General features: G+C 70.0%; 22 protein-coding genes and 1 riboswitch. Of the genes, 9 read left to right on the top strand and 13 right to left on the bottom strand.

The features are described 5' to 3' along the window. Positions 1–137 precede the first annotated feature (137 nt). Both ACIBL4_RS35425 and ACIBL4_RS35420 read right to left on the bottom strand, forming a co-directional pair. Positions 138–590, bottom strand: a complete 453-nt coding sequence (locus ACIBL4_RS35425) for a GNAT family N-acetyltransferase (protein ID WP_399415889.1) — start codon at positions 588–590, stop codon at positions 138–140. Positions 591–630: 40 nt separating this feature from the next. Further along, entirely contained in the window at positions 631–1,095 is a 465-nt protein-coding gene (locus ACIBL4_RS35420) for a MarR family winged helix-turn-helix transcriptional regulator (RefSeq protein ID WP_020271185.1), read from the bottom strand. Between the two features lie 141 nt (positions 1,096–1,236). On the opposite strand from ACIBL4_RS35420, the gene ACIBL4_RS35415 reads away from it, so the two are divergent. Beyond that, entirely contained in the window at positions 1,237–2,445 is a 1,209-nt protein-coding gene (locus ACIBL4_RS35415; RefSeq protein WP_399415887.1) for an MFS transporter, read from the top strand. Positions 2,446–2,522: 77 nt separating this feature from the next. Next, on the top strand, positions 2,523–2,945 hold the full coding sequence (locus ACIBL4_RS35410; protein WP_399415886.1) for a heme-binding protein: 423 nt from the start codon (positions 2,523–2,525) through the stop codon (positions 2,943–2,945). 67 nt (positions 2,946–3,012) lie between these two features. Here ACIBL4_RS35410 and ACIBL4_RS35405 read toward each other — a convergent pair whose 3' ends face one another. Then, entirely contained in the window at positions 3,013–3,879 is an 867-nt protein-coding gene (locus ACIBL4_RS35405) for a GNAT family N-acetyltransferase (RefSeq protein WP_399415885.1), read from the bottom strand. Positions 3,880–4,413: 534 nt separating this feature from the next. On the opposite strand from ACIBL4_RS35405, the gene ACIBL4_RS35400 reads away from it, so the two are divergent. After that, positions 4,414–6,066, top strand: a complete 1,653-nt coding sequence (locus tag ACIBL4_RS35400; protein ID WP_399415884.1) for a globin domain-containing protein — start codon at positions 4,414–4,416, stop codon at positions 6,064–6,066. Between the two features lie 13 nt (positions 6,067–6,079). Here ACIBL4_RS35400 and ACIBL4_RS35395 read toward each other — a convergent pair whose 3' ends face one another. From ACIBL4_RS35395 to ACIBL4_RS35375, 5 genes are all read right to left on the bottom strand, one after another. Next, a complete protein-coding gene (locus ACIBL4_RS35395; protein WP_399415883.1) occupies positions 6,080–6,562 on the bottom strand; it encodes an NUDIX domain-containing protein in 483 nt (160 codons plus the stop codon). A 133-nt stretch (positions 6,563–6,695) separates the two neighbouring features. Then, on the bottom strand, positions 6,696–7,601 hold the full coding sequence (locus ACIBL4_RS35390) for a LysR family transcriptional regulator (protein ID WP_399415881.1): 906 nt from the start codon (positions 7,599–7,601) through the stop codon (positions 6,696–6,698). Positions 7,602–7,798: 197 nt separating this feature from the next. Beyond that, entirely contained in the window at positions 7,799–8,932 is a 1,134-nt protein-coding gene (locus tag ACIBL4_RS35385) for a cystathionine gamma-lyase (RefSeq protein ID WP_399415879.1), read from the bottom strand. Next, the gene (locus tag ACIBL4_RS35380) at positions 8,929–9,420 is read right to left on the bottom strand and encodes a low molecular weight protein-tyrosine-phosphatase (protein WP_399415878.1); all 492 of its coding nucleotides are present in this window, start codon (positions 9,418–9,420) and stop codon (positions 8,929–8,931) included. Before ACIBL4_RS35380 ends, ACIBL4_RS35385 begins: the two co-directional genes overlap by 4 nt. A gap of 6 nt (positions 9,421–9,426) precedes the next feature. Next, positions 9,427–9,804 carry a phage holin family protein gene (locus ACIBL4_RS35375; protein WP_086560454.1) on the bottom strand — a complete coding sequence of 126 codons (378 nt, stop codon included), beginning with the start codon at positions 9,802–9,804 and terminating at the stop codon, positions 9,427–9,429. Between the two features lie 59 nt (positions 9,805–9,863). Here ACIBL4_RS35375 and ACIBL4_RS35370 point away from each other — a divergent pair, with 59 nt between their 5' ends. The 4 genes from ACIBL4_RS35370 (at position 9,864) to ACIBL4_RS35355 (ending at position 12,150) form a co-directional block, all read left to right on the top strand. Continuing rightward, entirely contained in the window at positions 9,864–10,181 is a 318-nt protein-coding gene (locus ACIBL4_RS35370) for a cupin domain-containing protein (RefSeq protein ID WP_399415877.1), read from the top strand. A gap of 167 nt (positions 10,182–10,348) precedes the next feature. Next, positions 10,349–10,561 carry a DUF5326 family protein gene (locus ACIBL4_RS35365; RefSeq protein WP_010032826.1) on the top strand — a complete coding sequence of 71 codons (213 nt, stop codon included), beginning with the start codon at positions 10,349–10,351 and terminating at the stop codon, positions 10,559–10,561. 329 nt (positions 10,562–10,890) lie between these two features. Next, positions 10,891–11,616 (top strand): IclR family transcriptional regulator, encoded by a 726-nt coding sequence (locus ACIBL4_RS35360; RefSeq protein WP_399415876.1) that lies wholly within the window; start codon positions 10,891–10,893, stop codon positions 11,614–11,616. 99 nt (positions 11,617–11,715) lie between these two features. Continuing rightward, positions 11,716–12,150, top strand: a complete 435-nt coding sequence (locus ACIBL4_RS35355) for an SsgA family sporulation/cell division regulator (protein WP_020271172.1) — start codon at positions 11,716–11,718, stop codon at positions 12,148–12,150. Positions 12,151–12,258: 108 nt separating this feature from the next. Here the strand turns inward: ACIBL4_RS35355 and ACIBL4_RS35350 are convergent, their stop codons facing one another. Then, on the bottom strand, positions 12,259–14,010 hold the full coding sequence (locus tag ACIBL4_RS35350; protein WP_399415874.1) for a YibE/F family protein: 1,752 nt from the start codon (positions 14,008–14,010) through the stop codon (positions 12,259–12,261). 72 nt (positions 14,011–14,082) lie between these two features. After that, positions 14,083–14,272, top strand: a riboswitch (TPP riboswitch). Between ACIBL4_RS35350 and thiC the strand changes: the two genes are divergently transcribed. Next, positions 14,265–16,049 (top strand): phosphomethylpyrimidine synthase ThiC, encoded by a 1,785-nt coding sequence (gene thiC, locus ACIBL4_RS35345; RefSeq protein WP_399415873.1) that lies wholly within the window; start codon positions 14,265–14,267, stop codon positions 16,047–16,049. It overlaps the preceding riboswitch by 8 nt. 92 nt (positions 16,050–16,141) lie before the next feature. Here thiC and ACIBL4_RS35340 read toward each other — a convergent pair whose 3' ends face one another. The 3 genes from ACIBL4_RS35340 to ACIBL4_RS35330 all read right to left on the bottom strand — a co-directional run bounded on the left by ACIBL4_RS35340 (position 16,142) and on the right by ACIBL4_RS35330 (position 19,697). After that, entirely contained in the window at positions 16,142–17,008 is an 867-nt protein-coding gene (locus tag ACIBL4_RS35340) for a hypothetical protein (protein WP_399415872.1), read from the bottom strand. 183 nt (positions 17,009–17,191) lie between these two features. Continuing rightward, positions 17,192–18,283, bottom strand: a complete 1,092-nt coding sequence (locus tag ACIBL4_RS35335) for a metallophosphoesterase (RefSeq protein ID WP_399415871.1) — start codon at positions 18,281–18,283, stop codon at positions 17,192–17,194. A 301-nt stretch (positions 18,284–18,584) separates the two neighbouring features. Beyond that, on the bottom strand, positions 18,585–19,697 hold the full coding sequence (locus ACIBL4_RS35330; protein ID WP_399415869.1) for a LacI family DNA-binding transcriptional regulator: 1,113 nt from the start codon (positions 19,695–19,697) through the stop codon (positions 18,585–18,587). A gap of 453 nt (positions 19,698–20,150) precedes the next feature. Between ACIBL4_RS35330 and hisC the strand changes: the two genes are divergently transcribed. Next, positions 20,151–21,230, top strand: coding sequence for a histidinol-phosphate transaminase (gene hisC, locus ACIBL4_RS35325; protein WP_399415868.1), 1,080 nt, complete (start codon positions 20,151–20,153; stop codon positions 21,228–21,230). Positions 21,231–21,262: 32 nt separating this feature from the next. Here the strand turns inward: hisC and ACIBL4_RS35320 are convergent, their stop codons facing one another. Next, on the bottom strand, positions 21,263–21,655 hold the full coding sequence (locus ACIBL4_RS35320; protein ID WP_399415867.1) for a cyclophilin-like fold protein: 393 nt from the start codon (positions 21,653–21,655) through the stop codon (positions 21,263–21,265). Positions 21,656–21,669: the final 14 nt, after the last annotated feature.

Genomic DNA, 21,669 nt, shown 5'->3' with positions numbered 1-21,669 from the left:
CCGCCGGCCCCCCGGCTCCGCCGGGGGCCCCGGGGGGGGGGGGGGGGTGTGCCGGGTGGGGGGGGGGGGGTGGTGTGGGGGGGGGGGGGGGGGGGGGGGTTTTCCCCCCCCAACCCCCCCCCCCCACCCGCATGCGGTTACAGCGGGAGCTTGAAGCCCGTGTGGGAGGCCGTGAAGCCGAGCCGCTCGTAGAAGCGGTGGGCATCGGTGCGGGTCTTGTCGGAGGTCAGCTGGACCAACTGGCATCCTTGGCGCCGGGATTCGTCGATCGCCCACTCGATGAGCTGTGTTCCCAGGCCGCTGCCGCGCTCATCGGCATGGACGCGTACGCCTTCGATGATCGACCTGGTCGCGCCGCGCCGGGACAGTCCGGGAATGATCGTGAGCTGGAGCGTTCCGACGACGCGGCCTTCCCGGACCGCCGCGATCAGGTGCTGGTTGGGGTCGGCACTGAGCCGTTCCAGCGCGGTCAGGTACGGGGTGAGGTCGTCAGGCGACTCACGCTGGGCTCCCAGGGGGTCGTCCGCGAGCATGGCGACGATCGCGGGGACGTCGCCGGCGGTCGCGGGGCGTATCTCAAGATCTCCCATGACCGCACCCTATGCAGAGACGCCCGGGGCGGAGGCGGGCTTATGCGGGCACCGGAGCCTTCAGCGTCTCCACGACCCGGACCAGCGGGGCGAGCTCCGGATTCTTCGCCGCCTCGTCGAGGGCCTCGCGCAGGGCGGCGTCGTTGGTCGGCCGGGCCTCTTCCAGGAGCTTGAGGCCCGCCTCGGTGACGTTCGTGTAGATGCCCCGGCGGTCGGTGGGGCAGAGGTAGCGCTCCAGGAGCCCGCGGTCCTCGAGCCGGGTGACCAGACGCGTGGTGGCGCTCTGGCTGAGGACGACCGCGTCGGCGACCTGCTTCATCTGGAGATGCCCTCCGTCCCCGTCGTGCTGGCGGCTGAGCACGTCGAGCAGCGAGTACTCGCGTGCGCTCAGGTCGTGCTTGGCCTGCAGGGCGCGCTCGATGTGGGCCTCGATCCTCCCGTGCAGCAGGGAGAGTGCGCACCAGCTCTGGGCGAGAGCGGTGAGCGCGGGGTCCGTCGCTGTCATTGGCGTTTCCTCCGTCCCGGAGCGGCTGACATCCAGGATAGAGCAGCGCCGCAATTGACGGCGGTTGCCTGTAGCCCGCGTGTGCAACTATTGTGGACGCACGCAGTGCTCCTGCAATCATCTGGGAAGGTGTACCTCTCCATGCCTCTCGCGCTTCTGGCCCTCGCGATCGGGGCCTTCGGAATCGGAACGACCGAGTTCGTGATCATGGGCTTGCTGCCCGAGGTCGCGGGCGACTACGGGGTCTCGATTCCCACCGCCGGGTACCTGGTGACCGGCTACGCGCTCGGTGTCATGTTCGGCGCCCCGTTGATGACCGTGCTGGGCACCAAGGTCTCCCGCAAGCGGATGCTGATGCTGCTCATGGGCCTGTTCATCGTCGGCAACCTGCTCTCGGCACTCGCTCCCGCCTTCGCCGTCATGCTGATCGGCCGGATCATCGCCTCGCTGGCCCACGGTGCCTTCTTCGGGATCGGCTCGGTCGTCGCGGCCGACCTCGTGGCCCCGGACAAGAAGGCCGGAGCCATCGCGATGATGTTCACCGGCCTGACCGTCGCCAACGTCGTCGGCGTCCCGCTGGGCACACTCGTCGGGCAGTCCGTCGGCTGGCGGGTGACTTTCGGCATCGTCGCCGCCCTCGGCGTCGTCGGCCTGGCCGGCATCGCCCGGCTCGTCCCCGACATGCCCAAGCCGGAGGGAGTGCGCCTGCGGCACGAGCTCGCCGCTTTCAAGAACGTGCAGGTTCTGCTGGCGATGGCGATGACCGTCCTCGGCTTCGGCGGCGTCTTCGCAGCCATCACCTACATCGCGCCGATGATGACCCACACCGCGGGCTTCGCCGACGGCTCCGTCACCTGGCTGCTGGTCCTCTTCGGCCTTGGCATGGTCGGCGGCAACCTCGTGGGCGGCAAGTTCGCTGACCGCGCCCTGATGCCGATGCTGTACGTGTCCCTGGGCGCCCTGGCCGTCGTCCTGGCGCTGTTCACCCTGACCGCGCACGACAAGCTGCTGTCGGCCGCCACGATCACCCTCATCGGCGCCCTGGGCTTCGCCACCGTCCCGCCGCTCCAGAAGCGGGTTCTCGACCAGCCGCACGGAGCCCCCACGCTCGCCTCCGCCGTGAACATCGGCGCCTTCAACCTCGGCAACGCGCTGTCCGCCTGGCTCGGCGGCCTCGTGATCGCGGCGGGCTTCGGTTACACCGCCCCCAACTGGGTCGGCGCCGCCCTGGCCGCGGGAGCCCTGGTCCTGGCCTTCCTCTCCGCCGCCCTGGAACGCCGCGCGGGTGCCACCAGCACCGTCATCACGGGATCCGCGCCGAGCGAGCAGCGGACCGCCGTCCACCACTGAGCCACCGGGCCGACCAGGATCACCGCCTTCCTCCGACCCGGTCCAGCACTTGTGCACGTCTAGAGGAGAACCCCCTCATGAGCACCACCACCGCAGTCGCCCCGCTGACCACCCAGGACGCCGAGGTCCTCGTCACCGCCGCCCGGCGTGCCGCCGAGGCCGCAGGTGGCACCGTCAGCGTCACCGTCCTGGACGCGGGCGGCCATCTGCTCGCCTTCCGGCGAGACGACCGCGCCGTGCTGATCTCCGGCGAGACCAGCACCCGCAAGGCCTACACGGCTTTGCAGCTGAACGCGCCCACCGCCGACCTCGTCGACGCCGTGCAGCCCGGAGGCCTCTTCCACACCCTGCCCACCGCACTCGACCGGCCGCTGCTTTTCATCGCCGGTGGCGTACCGGTGCATCGCGACGGCCGGCTGATCGGCGCGATCGGTGTCGGCGGCGGTGCGCCGGAGCAGGACCACGCCTTCGCCACGGCCGCCCTGGAGGCCCTCGCCTGACCGGGCCCCTTCAGCGAGACGACGCCGGCTCCCGATCCTTGGGAGCCGGCGCTCGTATCGGGGTGGCTCAGCCCGCCGCGACCGTGACCGGCGCGAACCGACGGCTCCAGTCCCCGGGCAGCTCGGTGATCCCGTAGGTCATCACCGAGTTGAAGGCCACGGACGCCAGACCGCGCTCCTTCGCCCACGCGAGCAGCTCCGTGTGCCGTACGTCGATATCGGTGCGCAGGGGGCGGTCCGTGTGGGCGGCGAGGGAGGTGATGAGGGCCTGGGCCGCCGACGTGTCACGCGCGATGAGCGGACCGATGACATGGGTGTCCATGTTCGGCCAGGCGGCCGCGTATCCGATGATCCGCCCGTCCTCCTCCGCCACGCGCAGCTGGTCGGAGAAGGCCGGCAGCCGGGTGACGATGTGGGTGCGGTCGGTCCCGAACGCCTGCTCGTCGAGCCGGAGGATGGCGGAGAGGTCCTCGGCGGTCGCGGCACGGGTGGCGACCACCGGTCGCGGCCCGCCAGGAGTGAAACGCCCGCTCACCATCTCCGCCCGCCCGGTGACCTTGAAGCCGAGTTCCTCGTAGAGGGGCCGGCCGTACGGCGTCGCATGCAGGGTGAGGGGCGTGGTGCCCATCGCGGAGACGACGTGGCGCATCAGCCGGCGCCCCACGCCCTGTCGGGCATGCCGTTCGGCGACGAGGACCATGCCGATCGCCGCGAGGGCGGGGTGTTCCTGCGGTCCGTAATCGGTGACGACACAGGCGCTCACGAGGCCGCCGTCGGGGTCGTCGATGCCGTAGCCCCTCCCGGCCGTGAGGAGGAAGCCCCACTTGTGCTCCTCCCGTTGCCACCCCCGGTCCTCGGACAAGTCGGCGCAGGCGGCGAGATCGCGGAGCGTCAGACGGCGGATGGGCAGAGAGTCAAGGGAAGGAGTCGGCACGCAGGTCAGGCTGTCCGACCGGAGCCCCCGGCGTCCACCTCTTTCCGTAGACACACGCGAGCTTTTGGCCAGTCGTAGCCCCCTGCACAGAATGCGGACAGACGCCGGACGTTTCACGTGAAACACAGACGCGTCGCCCGGTGGTTGACCGCGCTGATGGTTCGCGCCGTGCCCTCATTCGTGACCGGGCAAGGGGGGACTTGTGTGCACAGCGGTGGCCGGTAGGGTCGACTCCGGTTCACATCCGGGGCGGCTGACCCGTTCTGCGTGGGCCGCGTAGAGGGCAATGCAGCCTAACGGGACGGAGAGATCGAAAACCCGCGTTTCCGGTTATGCCACTGAGCCGCCCAGGCGGGTAGGAGGCTTAGGGGGAGCACTGCGGCCAATGTCACACTCTTGCCTTACTTGTCCGTACAGAGCCGGAACACGGGTTGAATGTGGCCGCATTGGCCGCGACACCGGATGGGAACGCCGTCCGTCCACGGGGGAAAGCAGGCACCTTCCGACTGGGGAAGTGCGCAGACCGACCGAAAGATGTTCGAGGCGAGGCACACCATGGACGCTCCGACCACCACGTCGGCCGACAACGGCACTTCTGGCGGCGGGGGCGACTGGTTCACGCCCCGCAACAAGCCGACGACGACGCCGGACAGCGAGTCCGGAACACCGGACAACGAGTCCGGGACGCCAGACAGTGACTCCGGGACGCCGGACGGCCGTCGCCCGGCGGTGATACGCCCGGTGGGCCGGCAGACGGCCGACCGGGGAGCGCCGGCAGACGGCACGGCGGCCCCGCCCGCCTCGGCGACAGACAGCGCGAGCACCGGTGTGCCGGACCAGGAGCGCGCATCCCGCGAATCCCCGGACGCGATCCCCGGGCCCGCCCCCACGGCACCGCACTCCGCCCCCTCTCCCGAGGCCTCGTCGCCACGACCCGCGCCCGCGACGGGAACACCGCCTCCGGCGCCCTTCTCCTCCGCCGCGGCTCCTCACGCCGAGCCGCGCGTCCCCGCCCAGCGGCCGGCACCGACGTCGCCCCCGGGGCCGGACACTTCCGCCCCGGCCGGCCAAGCCTCCCCGGACGCCATCCTCGTTCGCCGCGCCATGGCAGAGGTCACGCCCGTGGCCGACAAGGTGACCTCGTACTTCTACGCGCTGCTCTTCGTCCGCTACCCCGACCTGCGCCCGCTCTTCCCGGCCGCGATGGACACCCAGCGGGACCGGCTGCTCAAGGCACTGCTCACGGCCGCCGAGCACATCGACAACACCGATGTCCTGGTCGACTACCTACGGAACCTCGGTCGGGGCCACCGGAAGTACGGGACGCGGCCCGAGCACTACCCGGCCGTCGGCGAATGCCTGATCGGCGCGCTGAGCAAGTACGCCGCCGGGGTCTGGGACGCGGAGATGGAAGCGGCCTGGGTCCGGACGTACACGACGATCTCCCAGATCATGATCGACGCGGCGGCCGCCGACGAACTGCGTGCCCCGGCCTGGTGGTACGCCGAGATCGTCACGCACGACCTCAGGACCCCCGACGTCGCGGTCGTCACCGTCCGCCCGGACCAGCCCTACCCCTTCCTCGCCGGGCAGTACACAAGCCTGGAGACCCCCTGGTGGCCCCGGATATGGCGGCACTACTCCTTTGCCTCGGCCCCCCGCTCGGACGGCCTGCTGTCGTTCCACGTGAAGGCTGTCCCGGCGGGCTGGGTGTCCAACGCCCTGGTGCACCGCGCCCGCCCCGGTGACATCGTCCGGCTCGGCCCGCCCGCCGGCTCCATGACCGTGGACCACACCACCGACAGCGGGCTGCTCTGTCTGGGCGGCGGCACCGGCATAGCGCCCATCAAGGCGCTGGTCGAGGATGTCGCCGAGCACGGGGAGCGCCGGCCGGTCGAGGTCTTCTACGGGGCCCGCACGGACCATGACCTGTACGACATCGACACCATGCTCCGCCTCCAGCAGAGCCACCCCTGGCTCTCGGTCCGCGCGATCATCGACCAGCTGGCACACCAGCAGCTCCCGGACGCGGTACGCGCCTACGGGCCGTGGAACGAGTTCGACGCCTATCTCTCGGGCCCGCCCGGAATGATCCGCAACGGTGTGGACGCCCTGCGGGACATCGGCATCCCTTCGGAGCGCATACGGCACGACTCCGTGGAGGAACTGGTCGCGGTCGCTCCCTGATCCGCCGCCGGTGTCAGCCCATGTCGGGAGCGTGCATGGCACGTACGCCCTCGATGTTGCCGTCCAGGTAGTGCCGCAGCGACAGCGGAACGAGATGGACCGAGGCGATGCCGACCCGGGTGAAGGGCACGCGCACGATCTCGTACTCGCCGACCGGCTCGTCCACCTCGGGGCCGTGGCGGAGGGAGGGATCCATGGACTCCAGGCGGCAGACGAAGAAGTGCTGCACCTTCACACCGGTCGCGCCGCCGTCCTCCCCGATGTGCTCCACGGTGTCCACGAAGCAGGGCACCACGTCGGTGATCTTCGCGCCGAGTTCCTCGTACACCTCGCGGTGCAGGGCGTCGACAACGGTCGAGTCGTCGGGCTCGACCCCGCCGCCGGGCGTGAGCCAGTAGGGATCCATGCCCGGTTTGGTGCGCTTGATCAGGATCAGGTCGTTCCCGTCCAGCAGAACGGCACGGGCGGTGCGCTTGACCACGGGTCGGACGGTCATGGGTGAAATGTGGCCCGACTGGTCCCACGTGAAACATCGCGAAAAGTCACCGGCCGAGCTCTCAGAGTGAGGCCCTGCCCGGGCAGCCGACCTGTGCGCCCGCGCAACCCGGCATCCGCCCTCGGGCGCCTCCTCAGCACCAGTCCGCCGCCGCCCGCTGCAACCACTCATGTGCCCGTGCGATATGAGGCATCGCGAGCGTCCCGGTGCGCACCACCAGAAAGTACGTGCGCAGCGGCGGCACCGCCGGCTCGTGCAGGGCGACGACGTCACCCCGCTCCAACGCGGCCGCGCACAGATAGCGCGGCAGCACGGCCAGGCCCGCGCCCGCGACCGCGCACGCGAGAACCGCACGTAGGTCGGGGACGACGACGGTGCCCGGGGCGGCCGGGCGCGAGTCGAAGACGGAGGCCCAGTAACGGGAGACGAAGGGCAGCGACTCGTGCACCTCCACCACGGGCACGTGCTCCAGGGCCGGTTCCGGCTTGCGGTCCGGCTGCCCGGCGCCGATCTGCTCGGCCCAGCGCGGGGCGGCGACCAGGACGTGCTCCTCGTCGCAGAGCGCAGTCGCCGTGAGCAGGGCGCCGCGCGGACGGGCCGTGCTGATGGCCAGATCATGATGCCCGGCGGAAAGCCCTTCCAGCGATTCCTCGGCGTTCCCGAACGAGACGCGCAGAGCGAAGCCCTGCCCGTCCTCTCCGGTCAGCTCCGTGAGGGCGGGCAGGGCTCGTTCGGCGGTGAACTCCGGGGGGCCGGCGAGGTGCAGCGTCCGTAAGGAGGAGTCGTCGTCGAGGCCGGTCTCGGCAATCTCCACCAAGGCGTCGAGATGCGGGGCCGCCTTGTGGGCGAGCTCGTCACCGATGCTGGTCGGGGTCACACCGCGGGCCTGCCGCAGGAAGAGAGGGCGGCCCAGCTGCCGTTCCAGCGTGCGGATCTGCGAGGTGACGGCCGGCTGGGAGAGTCCGAGCAGGGCGGCGGCGCGGGTGAAGGAGCCGGCCCGGTGCACGGTCACGAAGGTCCGCAGCAAGGCCAGATCCACCGCGCAGTCTCCCCTCTTCGGCCCCGCTCCCAGCCCCCCGGCCGCGCCCAACTATAAATAAGTCGATAGGTCTCTGTCGCTACTGTGATTGGACACTGACAGAGAGTCAACTAGCCTTGGTCGCGCGGTTCTTGCGCGCGGAACCGGGGGACGGTCCGAGCCACGAGGGGGGAGGCTCGGACCGTCCGTGGGGGATATCAGGCTGCCGACGCGTCCAGCGCGCGCAACACATCGGTCACCAGGTCATGCGGATCCTCGGCGCCGACCGAGAGGCGGATGAAGCCCTCCGGCACCGCGTCGCCGCCCCAGCGTCCGCGCCGTTCGGCCGTGGACCGCACTCCGCCAAAGCTCGTCGCGTCGTCCACGAGCCGCAGGGCGTCGAGAAAACGGTCGGCACGCGCGCGCGTGGGCAGCGTGAACGACACCACGCAGCCGTAGCGCCGCATCTGCTGCGCGGCGATCTTGTGGGCGGGATCGCCGGGAAGTCCGGGGTAGCGCAGCCCGGTCACCTCGGGCCGCTCGCGCAGTGCCTCGGCGACCGCCAGGGCCGTCGCGCTCTGCCGGTCGACGCGCAGCTGGAGCGTCGCGATGGAGCGGTGCGCCAGCCAGGCCTCCATCGGCCCGGGAATCGCACCGACGATCTTGCGCCAGCGGCGTACGGCGGTCATCGCCTCGGCGTTCCGGCCGACGACGTAACCCAGGAGGATGTCGCCGTGCCCGGTGAGCTGCTTGGTGCCGCTGGCCACCGCGAAGTCGGCGCCGAGCTCCAGGGGGCGCTGGCCGAGCGGTGTCGCCAGGGTGTTGTCCACGGCCACCGTTGCGCCACGCGCGTGTGCCGCCTCCGCGAGCCGCCTGATGTCGCACACGTCGAGGCCGGGGTTGGACGGCGTCTCGATCCACAGCAGCTTGGCGCCGTCGAGGACGTCGAGCTGGGCGTCGTCGCGGGTGGGTGCGGTGCGCACCTCGATGCCGTACGCCTCCAGCTGGGCGCGCACCAGGGGCAGCGCCTGGTAGCCGTCGTCGGGCAGGACGCACACGTCCCCGGCGGCCAGCTGGGAGAAGAGCACGGCCGAGGTCGCGGCCATGCCGGAGGCGAACACGAGCGTCTCGACGCCGTCCAGGCCGGGCGCCTCCAAGTCACCGACGGCGCGCTCCAGCAGCGTCCAGGTCGGGTTCTCGTCGCGGCCGTAGGTGTAGGGGCCGGTGGGCTCGCCCGGCAGGTGATAGTGGGCGGCGAAGACAGGCCCGGGCAGGGCCGGTTCGTACTTGGCCGGCTCGGGCAGCCCGGCCCGCACCGCGCGCGTGCCGTCACCCGTCGCGGATTCGCTCATGCCGCCTGTCCCTCCACGTCCTCACGCACCGCGGCGAGCAGACCGGCGCTCGCCGCCTCCACCATCTCAAGGCACTCCTCGAAGCCCTCGGCGCCCCCGTAGTAGGGATCCGGTACGTCGAGGTCGTCGCCGGCCGCGGCGTCGTACGCACGCAGCAGGCGCACCTTCTGCGCGTCCTGCTCCGTGGGCGCGAGGCGGCGCAGCGCCCTGAGGTGGCCGGAGTCGAGGGCGACGACGAGATCGAGGCGGGAGAACCACGAGGGCTGGAACTGCCGGGCGGTGTGGCCGGTGACGTAGCCGTTCTCCTCGAGGACGGCCACCGTGCGGGGGTCGGCGCCGTCGCCCTCATGCCAGCCGCCCGTGCCGGCGCTGTCGACCTCGACCCGGCCGTCGAGACCGGCCTCCGCCACGCGCGCGCGGAAGACGATCTCGGCCATCGGGGAACGGCAGATGTTGCCCGTGCAGACGAAGCAGACGCGGTAGGTCATGCGCGGTCAGTCCTTGTCGGGCAGGACGACGTGCAGTGCCCAGGAGACGACAGAGATGATCAGGCCGCCCAGGACGGCCGTCCAGAAGCCCTCCACATGGAAGCTGAGGTCGAGCTTGTCGGCCAGCCACGAGGTGAGCAGCAGCATCAGCGCGTTGACGACCAGGGTGAACAGGCCCAGCGTCAGGATCAGCAGCGGGAGGCTGAGGAGCTTGACGACCGGCTTGACCAGGAAGTTCACCAGGCCGAAGATCAGCGCGACGATAATCAGGGTGCCGACCTTCTTGCCCGTGCTGTCACCGGTCAGGGTGATCTTGTCGAGCAGCCATACAGCGACCGCCAGGGCACCCGCGTTGGCGATCGTCTTGACTACAAAATTCATCATGTGTCTGATCGTGGCAGACCTGGTCGGACATGGGGACACGAGGCAGGGGCGGAGAAACGATGAAGGCATTCCGGCTGGACGAACTGGAGGCGGAGCGCGCCGCCAACGAGGGCGCCTACCTGCAGTTTCTGCGGGAGCAGAACATGTCGGTCGGCCTGTACGCCCTCGACGCTGGCGACCAGGATCCACAGAAGCCGCACAATCAGGACGAGGTCTACTTCGTTGTGAGCGGTCGTGCCGCGATCACGGTCGGCCTGGAGACGACGCAGGTGGCGCGCGGCAGCGTGATCTACGTACCTGCCGGTGTCGCGCACAAGTTCCACCACATCACCGAGGACCTGAGGGTGCTCGTGGTCTTCTCTCCCCCCGAGAACTGACGAGCCCTCTCGGGGTTCCCTAGGGGATCGATCAGGGGAGGACAAGGGGTGCGAGGCCCCCGCAGGGCCCCCTCCCGGACCTAGCATCGAGTGCAGGACGTCAAGAGATCCAGAAGACACCGACAGGGCCCGGCACTCGAACGGGTGGAGAGGTAAGGACGAGGGCGATGCGAGAGATCTTCACGGGACTGCCGTGGTGGGTGAAGTGGATCGCGGTGCCGGTCATCGCCCTGGTCGTGTTCGGCGGGCTGATCGCCAGCGTGGTCGGCTTCGTCATCGGACTGCTCTTCAAGGTGCTGGTCTTCGTGGCACTGGTCGGCGGACTGATCTACGTCGTACGGAAGTTCACGGCGAGCTCCTCGTCGCGCAGCGACTGGTGAGACCGGTGGGAAACCGGTGGGGGTAGCGGGAAACACCCGGAGTCACCGGTTCCCTCGGCCGGGGGAAGTTTCCGTTCCGGGCCATCTGCGTGCGGTGGCAGACGAATAGAGTCCGGAACTCGACGCGGGGACATCCCCCCGTGAGCGGCACACCCCCACCCGTGTCCATCGGCACGGGCCGCCCCCTCGCGCTTCGGGAGTGACCCTTGGCCCCGGCTGACACCGCACCTGTCCACCTGCGTACCGTCCCCGCGCAACCCCGCTCGGCGCCCCCCTCCGAGCAACCGCCTCCCGCACCGCCACCCCCTCCGGCGACCCTCATCGGGTCCGTGCAGCGCGCGATGCGCCTGCTGGAGACCGTCGCCGCGCACGAATACGGCGCCCCCGCCAAGCAACTGGCCCGGGAGACCGGGCTGGCGCTGCCCACGACCTACCACCTGCTGCGCACCCTCGTGCATGAGGGCTATCTGCACCGGGACAAGGGCCTGTTCTTCCTCGGTGAGGCCGCCGAGCGGCTGAGCAGCAGCGGAGCCCGGCAGAAACGTCGCAGCACGGTCGTCGACGCGCTCGCGCACTGGCGGGACGTGCTCGGCGTCCCCGTGTACTACGCGGTGTACCGCGAGGGCGAGATCGAGGTCATGTGCGTCTCCGACACCCCGGGCAATCCCGCGGTCGAGGAGTGGGCCGACTTCCGGGAGACCGGGCACGCGCACGCCATCGGGCAGTGCCTGCTGTCCCAGCTGGACGAGGAGGCCCGCCGGGACCACCTCGACCGCTATCCGGTGCAGGCCCTCACGCCGTACACCGTGCGGGACAACCACAGCCTGCTGCGCCGTCTGGAGCGGGTGCGGCGGATGGAACCCGTGACCGAGCGTCAGGAATACGCCCTGGGCGCCGTCTGCGCGGCGATCCCGCTCACCCTCGGTACGACGGCCGCGACGATGGCCATCTCCCTGCCCGCCCACCAGGAGCACCGGCTGCTCCCGGCGGCCCGGCAGTTGCAGAGCGAGATCGGGAGTCTGCTGGGCTCGCTCGCGCTCTCTATCAGTATGTGAAAACTCACTCCTTGTGATCTGCTGTGTACGTTAAGCAAGATTCCATGAAGTGTCAGAGGTTCGTTCCCGGCCAGTCCACGGCGAATGACGGGGTTAGCGATGCGCGAGTCCGTACAGGCAGAGGTCATGATGAGCTTTCTCGTGTCCGAGGAGCTCTCCTTCCGCATTCCGGTGGAACTGCGCTATGAGACCAGTGATCCCTATGCCGTCAGGCTGACTTTCCACTTGCCCGGTGATGCCCCGGTGACCTGGGCTTTCGGCCGGGAGTTGCTGATCGACGGTGTCGGCCGGCCGTGCGGGGAGGGCGATGTGCGGGTCACGCCGGTCGAACCGGACTCGCTGGGCGAGGTGTTGATCCGGCTTCAGGTGGGCAGCGACCAGGCGCTGTTCCGGTCCTCGACGGCACCGCTGGTCGCCTTCCTCGACCGCACCGACAAGCTGGTGCCGCTGGGCCAGGAGGGCTCGCTCGCCGACTTCGACGCCCATCTCGACGAGGCCCTGGACCGCATCCTGGCGGAACAGGGCGCCGGCTGAGACATCCGTCGGGCGGCACGGTGGAGTAACGCTTCACCGGATGCCGCCGAGCTGTGCAGGAACGCTTCTCCGTACGACGGGACAACCGGCTTCACAGGTCACGAGCCGTCAGCGCTTGCGGCGCCGGCCCTTCCCCCCGCGTGCCGGGGCCGCGGCGGCCTCCGCAGCGGGCTGCGCTCCCGGGCGATCGGCCGAGACCACCAGCGCGGCCAGGGCCGTGGTGACCGGCACCGAGGCGACCAGGCCGATCGAACCCACCAGCGTGCGCACGATCTCCTCCGCGACCAGTTCGCTGTTGGCGACCGTCCCGACACCGCTCTGCGCGATGGAGAACAGCAGGAGCAGCGGCAGCGCGGCACCCGCGTATGCGAGGACCAGCGTGTTGACGACCGAGGCGATGTGGTCGCGGCCGATCCGGATCCCCGCGCGGTAGAGGCCACGCCAGCCCATGGTCGGGTTGGCATCGTGCAGCTCCCAGACCGCCGACGTCTGCGTGACCGTCACGTCGTCGAGCACACCGAGCGATCCGATGATGACGCCGGCGAGCAGTAGACCGCTCATGTCGATCGTCGGGTAGAGGCCGTGGATCAGACCGGTGTTGTCGTCGGTGTTGCCGGTGAGCGCGGCCCAGTCGATGAACAGCGAGCCCAGAACACCGATCAGCAGCAGCGAGACGAGGGTGCCGAGCACCGCCACTGAGGTCCGGGCGGACAGGCCGTGACACAGGTACAGGGCGATGAGCATGATGGCGCTCGCGCCCACCACCGCCACGAGCAGCGGGTTCGAGCCCTGAAGGATCGCGGGCAGGATGAAGAGGTTCAGCACCAGGAAGCTGATGGCCAGCGCGACCAGGGCCATGACACCGCGCAGCCGCCCTACGACCACGACGGCGAGGGCGAAGATGCCGGCGAGCAGCGCCATGGGCAGGCGGCGGTTGATGTCGGTGACCGAGTACTGGAGATCCTTCGGCGCGGAGGGCTCGTAGGCGACCACGACCTCCTGGCCCTCTTCCAACTGGCGGGACTGGTCCGGCTGGACGATCTCGGTGAAGGTACGGCCCTTGTCCTTGCCGCTGTCGACCCGGATCGTCGCCCGCTTGCAGGTGCCCTTCTCCTGCTGCACCGCGGAGGAACCCTCGGCGGTGGAGGTGTCGCCGGTCGGCGGGACACCCGAGGCGCCGGCCTCCTTGCAGCTCACCGCCACGACCTTGGTGACCGAGCCCTCCTGCGTCTGCCGGTCGAAGCCGACGCCGGTGCGCTCGTGCGGCGGGGCGCCGCCCGGCCACAGCACGGCGAGACCGACCAGCACGGCGGCGGCGAACGGGATCAGGACCGCCGCGATGACCTTGCGCAGGTGCATGGAGACGGGCGTGGCAGGACCGTGGTTGTGACTGTGCCCGTGCCCGCCGCCGGGCTCGGAGCCGGGCCCGTTTCCGTGACCATGCCCGTGGCCGCCTCCGCCGTGCCTGTCGCCGCCACCGTGCCCGTGGCCTCCGCCGGGGCTGTGTCCATCGCCGTATCCATCGCGTCCGCCGGGCCTGTCGCCTCCGCCGCGCCCGTACCCGTCGCCTCCGCCGTACCCGTCGCCTCCGCTGTGCGCGTCACCTTCCCTGGAACCGGCTCCGGAGCCGGTGGGTTGCCAGCCTCCGGAGCCGGCACCGTACGAAGAGGCCGGACCGGCCGGACCGCCGCCCTGTCCGTTCCCGGGACCGGGCCGGTGCGCGTGCGTCTGCCCGCGGGCAGGACCGAGCCCGCCCCCGGCGGCGAAATCGTGCTCACGCCCACGGCCGTCGCCGTCGCCGGCGCCGGACCCGCGGGGCGGTTCGGGCGGTGGGTAAGGAGGACGCTGCGTCGTGGTCACCGACCGATCATCGCAAGAACGAGGGGGGCCCTCTGTTCACCGCGCCAGAATTGCCGCTAGCGTGGAGGCACCTTTTGTACACGCGGGAGCTCGGAGCACCGGGCTGAGAGGGCGCTGACCTCCGTCCCAGCGATGTTTCACATGAAACATCACCGAAGTCGAGTGATGTTTCACACGGAACGTCGGCAGACGGAAGCCGCTGCGTCGACCGCCGAACCTGTTACCGGGTAATGCCGGCGTAGGGAGTAGGTCTCATGACCAACAAGGACGCACGCACGCCTGCCTCCGTTCAGGACGCACAGTCCGAGGAGGCCGGGAAGTCCATCGGCTGGCACAAGGCGTACGTCGAGGGCAGCCGCCCCGACCTGCGCGTGCCGGTCCGTCAGGTGCATCTCACCAACGGGCAGTCGGTCACCCTGTACGACACGTCGGGCCCGTACACCGATCCGCTCGTCGACACCGACGTCCGCAGGGGCCTGTCGCCGCTGCGCGAGAACTGGATCATCGCGCGTGGCGACACCGAGGAGTACGCGGGCCGGCCCGTCCGTCCGGAGGACGACGGCATCAAGCACACCTCGCCGCGCGGCGGCCTGCGCAACCTCGACGCCGTCTTCCCCGGCCGGCCGCGTCAGCCGCGCCGCAGCAAGGACGGCAAGGCGGTCACGCAGCTCGCGTACGCCCGCCGCGGCGAGATCACGCCCGAGATGGAGTACGTGGCCATCCGGGAGAACGTCTCGCCCGAGGTGGTCCGCGACGAGATCGCGGCGGGCCGGGCGGTACTGCCGGCCAACGTCAACCACCCGGAGATCGAGCCGATGATCATCGGCAAGCGGTTCCTGGTGAAGGTCAACGCCAACATCGGCAACTCGGCGGTGACGTCCTCCATCGAGGAGGAGGTCGAGAAGATGACCTGGGCGACCCGCTGGGGCGCCGACACGGTCATGGACCTGTCCACCGGCCGCAACATCCACACCACGCGCGAGTGGGTACTGCGCAACTCCCCCGTGCCCATCGGCACCGTGCCGCTCTACCAGGCCCTGGAGAAGGTCGACGGCCGGGCCGAGGAGCTGACTTGGGAGATCTACAAGGACACGGTCATCGAACAGGCCGAGCAGGGCGTGGACTACATGACGGTCCACGCGGGCGTGCGCCTGCCGTACGTGCCGCTGACGGCGAATCGGAAGACCGGCATCGTCTCGCGCGGCGGCTCGATCATGGCGGCCTGGTGCCTCGCGCACCACAAGGAGTCGTTCCTGTACGAGAACTTCGAGGAACTCTGCGAGATCCTCGCCGCGTACGACGTCACGTACTCCCTCGGCGACGGACTGCGGCCGGGCTCGATCGCGGACGCCAACGACGAGGCGCAGTTCGCGGAACTGCGGACCCTCGGGGAACTCAACCGGATCGCGAAGCGTTTCAACGTACAGACCATGATCGAAGGCCCGGGCCACGTCCCGATGCACAAGATCAAGGAGAACATCGACCTTCAGCAGGAGATCTGCGATGAAGCTCCGTTCTATACGCTCGGCCCGCTGACCACGGACGTCGCGCCGGCGTACGACCACATCACCTCCGGCATCGGCGCCGCGATGATCGCCTGGTGGGGCACGGCGATGCTGTGTTACGTCACGCCCAAGGAGCACCTGGGCCTGCCGAACCGTGACGACGTCAAGACCGGCGTCATCACCTACAAGATCGCCGCCCACGCAGCGGATCTGGCCAAGGGACATCCGGGTGCCCAGGAGTGGGACGACGCGCTGTCCGACGCCCGTTTCGAGTTCCGGTGGGAGGACCAGTTCAACCTCGCCCTCGACCCGGACACGGCACGGGAGTTCCACGACGAGACGCTGCCGGCGGAGCCCGCCAAGACGGCTCACTTCTGCTCGATGTGCGGCCCCAAGTTCTGCAGCATGAAGATCTCGCACGACATCCGTCGTGAACACGGCGGCACCCAGGCCGAGATCGAGGACGGCATGGCCCAGAAGTCCAAGGAGTTCGCGGCGAGCGGGAACCGCGTGTACCTGCCCATCGCGGACTGAGCCGCCCGCACACAGGCCGAGGGCCGGGGACCGGTGGTCCCTGGTCCCCTGGCCCGCGGGAGGGGTCCGGCCCCGGGGCACCGACCCGACGGCTACTCCGGCTGGTGTTCCGGGCCTCCGAAGTCCGGGCTGGTGTAGTCCGGACTGCTGAAGCTCGGCCGAGAACCGCGGTCGCCGTCGTCCGGGCTGGTGAAACCCGGGCGGTCGTAGCCGAGGTGCGGGATGCGGCTGACCGGCGTGGACGGGGAGGTGTGGTGCAGCGCGGCGGTCGCGCTCGGGTCGACGAGGGCCTCCCGGAGGAAGGGCACGATGCCGCGCTCCAGCAGGGCTTCGCGCCAGGCCTCCCTGGCCCGGTCCACCTCCCCGTGCAGTTCGCCGTGCGGGTCGCTTTCGGCCGTCGGCTTGTTGCGCAGGGCGGTGATCAGCAGTCCCACCGCGGCGACGAGGATCGCGACCGCGGTCACGGCGCCGAACACCCAGCCCGTGGTGAGCATGGTCCGGGCGAACGTCTGCTCGGGGTTGAGCATCTGAAGGATGTAGCCGACGAGCAGGAAGATCGCCGCGGCGGTTCCGGCCAGGACGGGAGCGAGGACGGCGACGACGGCGACGGCGCCCGCGCCGGCGGTCTCGGCGACCTCGCCCATGGTGGCGGCGAGGCCCGCCGCGCCCGCGTCCGGCTCGGAGGAGCCGGATGCGCGCACGGCCGGCCGGTCGGCCGTCGCCGGCCTGCGCTGTGCCTCGCGGACCTTGACGTAGTGCTGGTATTCGGTCGACGCGGCCGCCGTGATGAGCGCGGTGGCGTTCAGCGCCATGGTGCGCAGTTGCTCGGGGTTGAGCCGCTGTCCGACAGCGGCCAGTTCCGGACGGTGTGGTGCGGAGCGCAGCGCCTCATCGAGGATCCGCTCGTATTCCTGGCGGTCCTCGCTCAGCAGGTGCTGCGGAACGCTGTTCATGTGCATCCCCCGATGCTCCGTAGGGCTTGGGGCTCGGCATGCTGACGAGCCGTCGGGCAGAAACGGAGGGGAGCCTGCTACGGATAAGCCGATGGTAGAGCCGCGAAGGTGGGCGGTGACAGGGTGTTTACCGAAATTGGCCCCTCACAGGTCCGGTCCTGTGACGGGAAGCGCCTGCCCGGTGAACGTTCACGCATCCAGCGGCAGTTGCTGGACCAGCAGCTTTCCGGCCATGGTCACGCCGCCGTCCATGGCGATGGCGAGTCCGTCGGCGTAGACGTGCGGACCCTCGACCACGGGGTCGGTCCTGTCCTCGTCTTCCTCGGAGCCGACCTCGCCCAGGAGATACGGAATCGGGCTGTGACCGTGAACGATGCGGCTGCCCCCGTACGTATCGAGCAGGGAGCGTACGGCGTCCGCGCCGCCCTCGTCACGGAAGGAGAACCGCTTGGTGAACTTGCGGAACAGGTCCCAGACCTCGTCCGCGTCGTTGCGCGTGAGCGTCTCGCGGACGGTGTCGTTGACCTCTTCGATGGAGCGGCCGTAGTCGAGGTAGGCGGTGGTGTCGGAGTGGACGAGCAGGTGGCCGTCGACCTCCTCGACGGCGTCCAGACGGGCCATCCACTGCAGATGGTGGTCCTGGAGGCGGTCCATGTCGGTCTTCTGGCCGCCGTTGAGCAGCCAGGCCGCCTGGAAGGTGGCGGTGCCGGCGCCGGAGTTGACGGGGGTGTCGCCGAACCGCTTGGCGCCGAGCAGCAGCAGCTCGTGGTTGCCCATGAGTGCCTTGCAGTAGCCGCCGGCCGCGGCGGCCTCGGCGGACAGCCGCATCACCAGGTCGATGACGCCGATGCCGTCGGGACCGCGGTCGGTGAAGTCGCCGAGGAACCACAGCCGGGCGGTGCCCGCGCACCAGTGGCCGTCGGCGTCGAGGAGGCCCTTCTCCTGGAGGGCCGCCACCAGCTGGTCGAGGTAGCCGTGCACATCACCCACGACGTACAGCGGGCCCTGCCCGGTGTCGGCCTGCGGGGCTGCGACGGTCTCGGGGTCGACGGCCACCTGGACGGTGTCGCCGCGGTTGATCACGGGCAGGTCGCGCTCGGTCGGCGTGTACCCCTCGGGGTAGGTCTCCTCGGCCGGCGGGGCGACCTCGCCGGGCTGGGCGCTGTGGACGTACGGACCGGCCTCGTGGACGTACGCGGGCACCCGGAAGTCGCGCAGCGTCGCCGTCCGCTCCACCTCGGGTCCCTGACCGGCCCCCTGAGTCATCGACCCCTCCACCATCGCGCCGCATCTGCACCGCATCGGACTGCCTGGTCGTAGCGGCCCGTGGGTGTCGTGGGCCCATCATAGGAATGCGGATCGCGCCATGTGATGACCCAGGGGTGGTGAATCAGAGCAAGAGTCCAGTTCACCGCGGCTTTCGCCCCGATTGGGCCGGGCTTTGACCACCGTGTGACCGTCCTCGCTTTCCTTCTCTTCGCGAGAACGATCCCTTCTCTCCGGGGGACCGGCCCTGTTTCTCCCCAGGAGTACGCACGTTCTCCCCAGGGGTGCGCACGTTCGTTGACCCGATCGGACGGGTCTAGGTCCCCTCGGGTGACCGCGGCGGGCTGACCGTCGTGCGCGGCGAGCGCCGCTGGGACGACGTGCGCACGATCAGCTCCGTCGGTATCACCTGCTCTACCGGACGGTCGGAGTCCACTCCCTCGATGGCGTCGATGAGGAGCTGCACGACCGCCGTGCCGATGCGGCGCGGTTTCAGGGAGAGCGTCGTGATGGGCGGCTCCGTGTTGGCGTACACGGTGGACTCGCTGCAGCAGACCAGCAGCAGGTCGTCGGGTACGCGCAGGCCGTAGCGGCGGGCGGCGGCGAGCAGGTCGGTGCCGTTCGGGTCGAACAGGCCGTAGACCGCGTCGGGCCGGTCGGGCCGGGCGAGCAGCCGGTCGGCGGCGACGGCGCCCGCGCACGGATCGTGCGCCGGGTAAGCCTCGTACACCGGATCCTGGCCGACGCGCTCGCACCAGCGCAGGTAGGCGGTGGTCGACAGGTGGGTGTACGTGTCCGTGGTCGTACCGGTCAGCAGGCCGATGCGGCGGGCGCCGGCGTCGGCCAGGTGGTCGAGGATGCCGAGGACGGCGGCCTCGTGGTCGTTGTCGACCCAGGCCGTGACCGGCAGCGAGCCGGCCGGGCGGCCGTCGGAGACGACCGGCAGGCCCTGGCGGACGAGTTCGCTGACGACCGGGTCCTGGTCGGAGGGGTCGATGACGACCGTGCCGTCCAGGGCGACGTTCGACCACACGTCGTGGCGGGAGGTCGCGGGGAGGATGACGAGGGCGTAACCGCGGGCGAGCGCCGCGGAGGTGGCGGCCCGCGCCATCTCGGCGAAGTACGCGAACTCGGTGAAGGTGAAAGGTTCATCCCCGTACGTGGTCACGGTCAGGCCGATGAGTCCCGACTTGCCGGTACGGAGGGTCCGGGCGGCGGCCGAGGGCCGGTAGCCCAGCCGGTCGGCGACCTCACGGACATGGCGCCGGGTGGCGTCCGGGAGCCGGCCCTTGCCGTTGAGGGCGTCGGAGACGGTCGTGATGGACACTCCGGCGGCGGCGGCCACGTCTCTGATACCCGCCCGACCCGGCCGACTGCCTCGACGTGAGGTTTCCGCGCGGCTCACCTGGTGCTTCCCTGCTGCTGTCATGGCGAGCCGATAGTAGGGCTCATGCGGTGGGGTAGTGCGGACGCATATGCACGCGTTGACAGGCACGTTTCTGCATGATCATTTAGCCCCAATTGCTTTGGAAAACAAGGGCGTTGGCGGCTCCCATGCCAGTACGTGGCTTGTGGGCCCGCACGGGCCTGCCAAGTGGCCGAGGTTGCGAAGAGGTCTCAACTCACCTGCACGGGGGATGCGCGCCACGGCGCGCACCACCGGCGCGTAGATATATGTGCGGCGCGCCCCTGAATTCGTACGCCTTCGTACGGTGATGCCCTTGATGCCGGTGGGACGCACGAGTGATGCCCATGGGACGCACGAGGCCGGCCTTCGTCGCTCCGTCGTGGCTATACGCAGCGGCGCCGAATCCTCATAAGGTGAGGAGTATTGGATGTCGGCGGCGGTCATGGGCCGCCGGTCTTCGCGAGGAGGACTGCGGTGAGCGAGACGAGCCCCAAGCTGCGCGCCGAGCTGGAGGGGATCCCCACCTACAAGCCGGGCAAGCCGGCCGCGGCGGGTGGGCCGGTGGCCTACAAGCTGTCCTCCAACGAGAACCCCTACCCGCCGCTGCCGGGCGTGATGGAAACGGTGACGGCGGCGGCCTGCGCCTTCAACCGCTACCCCGACATGGCCTGTACCGGGCTGATGAACGAGCTGTCCGAGCGGTTCGGCGTGCCCCTCTCCCACCTGGCCACCGGCACCGGGTCGGTCGGTGTCGCCCAGCAGCTGATCCAGGCCACCTCCGGCCCCGGCGACGAGGTCATCTACGCCTGGCGGTCCTTCGAGGCGTATCCGATCATCACGCAGATCAGCGGCGCGACGTCGGTGCAGGTGCCGCTGACCTCCGGTGATGTGCACGACCTCGACGCGATGGCCGACGCGATCACCGACCGGACCCGGCTGATCTTCGTCTGCAACCCCAACAATCCGACGGGCACGGTCGTGCGGCGGGCGGAGCTGGAGCGCTTCCTCGACCGGGTGCCCGGTGATGTGCTGGTGGTGCTCGACGAGGCCTACCGCGAGTTCATCCGCGACCCCGAGGTGCCGGATGGTGTCGAGCTCTACCGAGACCGGCCCAACGTCTGCGTCCTGCGCACGTTCTCCAAGGCCTACGGCCTCGCCGGTCTGCGCGTCGGATTCGCCATCGCCCACGAGCCCGTGGCCGCGGCGCTGCGCAAGACGGCGGTCCCGTTCGGGGTGAGCCAGCTCGCGCAGGAAGCGGCGATCGCCTCGCTGCGTGCCGAGGACGAACTGCTCGGCCGGGTCGGCTCGCTGGTGTGTGAGCGCACGCGCGTGGTCGACGGGCTGCGCGCCCAGGGCTGGACGGTGCCCGAGACGCAGGCCAACTTCGTGTGGCTGCGGCTGGGGGAGCGCACGCTCCCGTTCGCGGAGGCGTGTGAGCAGGCGGGTGTGGTGATCCGGCCGTTCCCGGGTGAGGGTGTGCGGGTCACGGTCGGGGAGACCGAGGCGAATGACATCTTCCTGAAGGTGGCGGAAGGGTTTCGCAAGGAGATCTAGGAGCTGAGAACCGTGGGATGAGCCGGTCGGCGCTAATCGTCGACCGGCTCCACGCGTACCGGGGCGCCGTCCCGCACGGCTGCGAGTAGAGCGGGGTCGCCGTCGATGCGTCCCAGGACATTGCACGGGCTCGCGAGGCGGCACTCGTCGCCCTGTGAGATCGGAGTCGGCCCATAGGGGAGGGCGAGGGCGTCGCCGTCGGCCCAGAAGGCGACGGTGCCGGGCTCGACGACCTCCCTGGCGCCTGTTTCACGTGAAACCGACACTCCTGTGTCGAAGTACACCTCCTTGCCCCAGGTACGCGCTGTCGAGACGAGGGGCAGCGCCTTGGTGAGGGCCTGGCTGGTCGGAGTGTCGTCGAGCGACGCGGTGAGATGACCAGAGGGCCAGGAAATCCGGATCTGTAGCGAGGGTGGTGTCTTCATGCCATCGATTCAAC

Source organism: Streptomyces sp. NPDC050416, assembly GCF_044458845.1.
GTDB lineage: Bacteria > Actinomycetota > Actinomycetes > Streptomycetales > Streptomycetaceae > Streptomyces.
Note: the sequence above shows the minus strand (reverse complement) of the source record. Positions and strands in the feature narration are given on the sequence as shown.

Bases quoted from the DNA above. Each gene is read 5' to 3' on its own strand.
- ACIBL4_RS35400 (WP_399415884.1), top strand. From the start codon at position 4,414: ATGTTCGAGGCGAGGCACACCATGGACGCTCCGACCACCACGTCGGCC.
- thiC (WP_399415873.1), top strand. From the start codon at position 14,265: ATGACCAACAAGGACGCACGCACGCCTGCCTCCGTTCAGGACGCACAG.
- ACIBL4_RS35320 (WP_399415867.1), bottom strand. From the start codon at position 21,655: ATGAAGACACCACCCTCGCTACAGATCCGGATTTCCTGGCCCTCTGGT.
- ACIBL4_RS35385 (WP_399415879.1), bottom strand. From the start codon at position 8,932: ATGAGCGAATCCGCGACGGGTGACGGCACGCGCGCGGTGCGGGCCGGG.
- ACIBL4_RS35340 (WP_399415872.1), bottom strand. From the start codon at position 17,008: ATGCACATGAACAGCGTTCCGCAGCACCTGCTGAGCGAGGACCGCCAG.
- ACIBL4_RS35395 (WP_399415883.1), bottom strand. From the start codon at position 6,562: ATGACCGTCCGACCCGTGGTCAAGCGCACCGCCCGTGCCGTTCTGCTG.
- ACIBL4_RS35375 (WP_086560454.1), bottom strand. From the start codon at position 9,804: ATGATGAATTTTGTAGTCAAGACGATCGCCAACGCGGGTGCCCTGGCG.
- ACIBL4_RS35420 (WP_020271185.1), bottom strand. From the start codon at position 1,095: ATGACAGCGACGGACCCCGCGCTCACCGCTCTCGCCCAGAGCTGGTGC.
- ACIBL4_RS35335 (WP_399415871.1), bottom strand. From the start codon at position 18,283: ATGGTGGAGGGGTCGATGACTCAGGGGGCCGGTCAGGGACCCGAGGTG.
- ACIBL4_RS35330 (WP_399415869.1), bottom strand. From the start codon at position 19,697: ATGACAGCAGCAGGGAAGCACCAGGTGAGCCGCGCGGAAACCTCACGT.
- ACIBL4_RS35425 (WP_399415889.1), bottom strand. From the start codon at position 590: ATGGGAGATCTTGAGATACGCCCCGCGACCGCCGGCGACGTCCCCGCG.
- ACIBL4_RS35370 (WP_399415877.1), top strand. From the start codon at position 9,864: ATGAAGGCATTCCGGCTGGACGAACTGGAGGCGGAGCGCGCCGCCAAC.
- ACIBL4_RS35415 (WP_399415887.1), top strand. From the start codon at position 1,237: ATGCCTCTCGCGCTTCTGGCCCTCGCGATCGGGGCCTTCGGAATCGGA.
- ACIBL4_RS35365 (WP_010032826.1), top strand. From the start codon at position 10,349: ATGCGAGAGATCTTCACGGGACTGCCGTGGTGGGTGAAGTGGATCGCG.
- ACIBL4_RS35410 (WP_399415886.1), top strand. From the start codon at position 2,523: ATGAGCACCACCACCGCAGTCGCCCCGCTGACCACCCAGGACGCCGAG.
- ACIBL4_RS35355 (WP_020271172.1), top strand. From the start codon at position 11,716: ATGCGCGAGTCCGTACAGGCAGAGGTCATGATGAGCTTTCTCGTGTCC.
- ACIBL4_RS35380 (WP_399415878.1), bottom strand. From the start codon at position 9,420: ATGACCTACCGCGTCTGCTTCGTCTGCACGGGCAACATCTGCCGTTCC.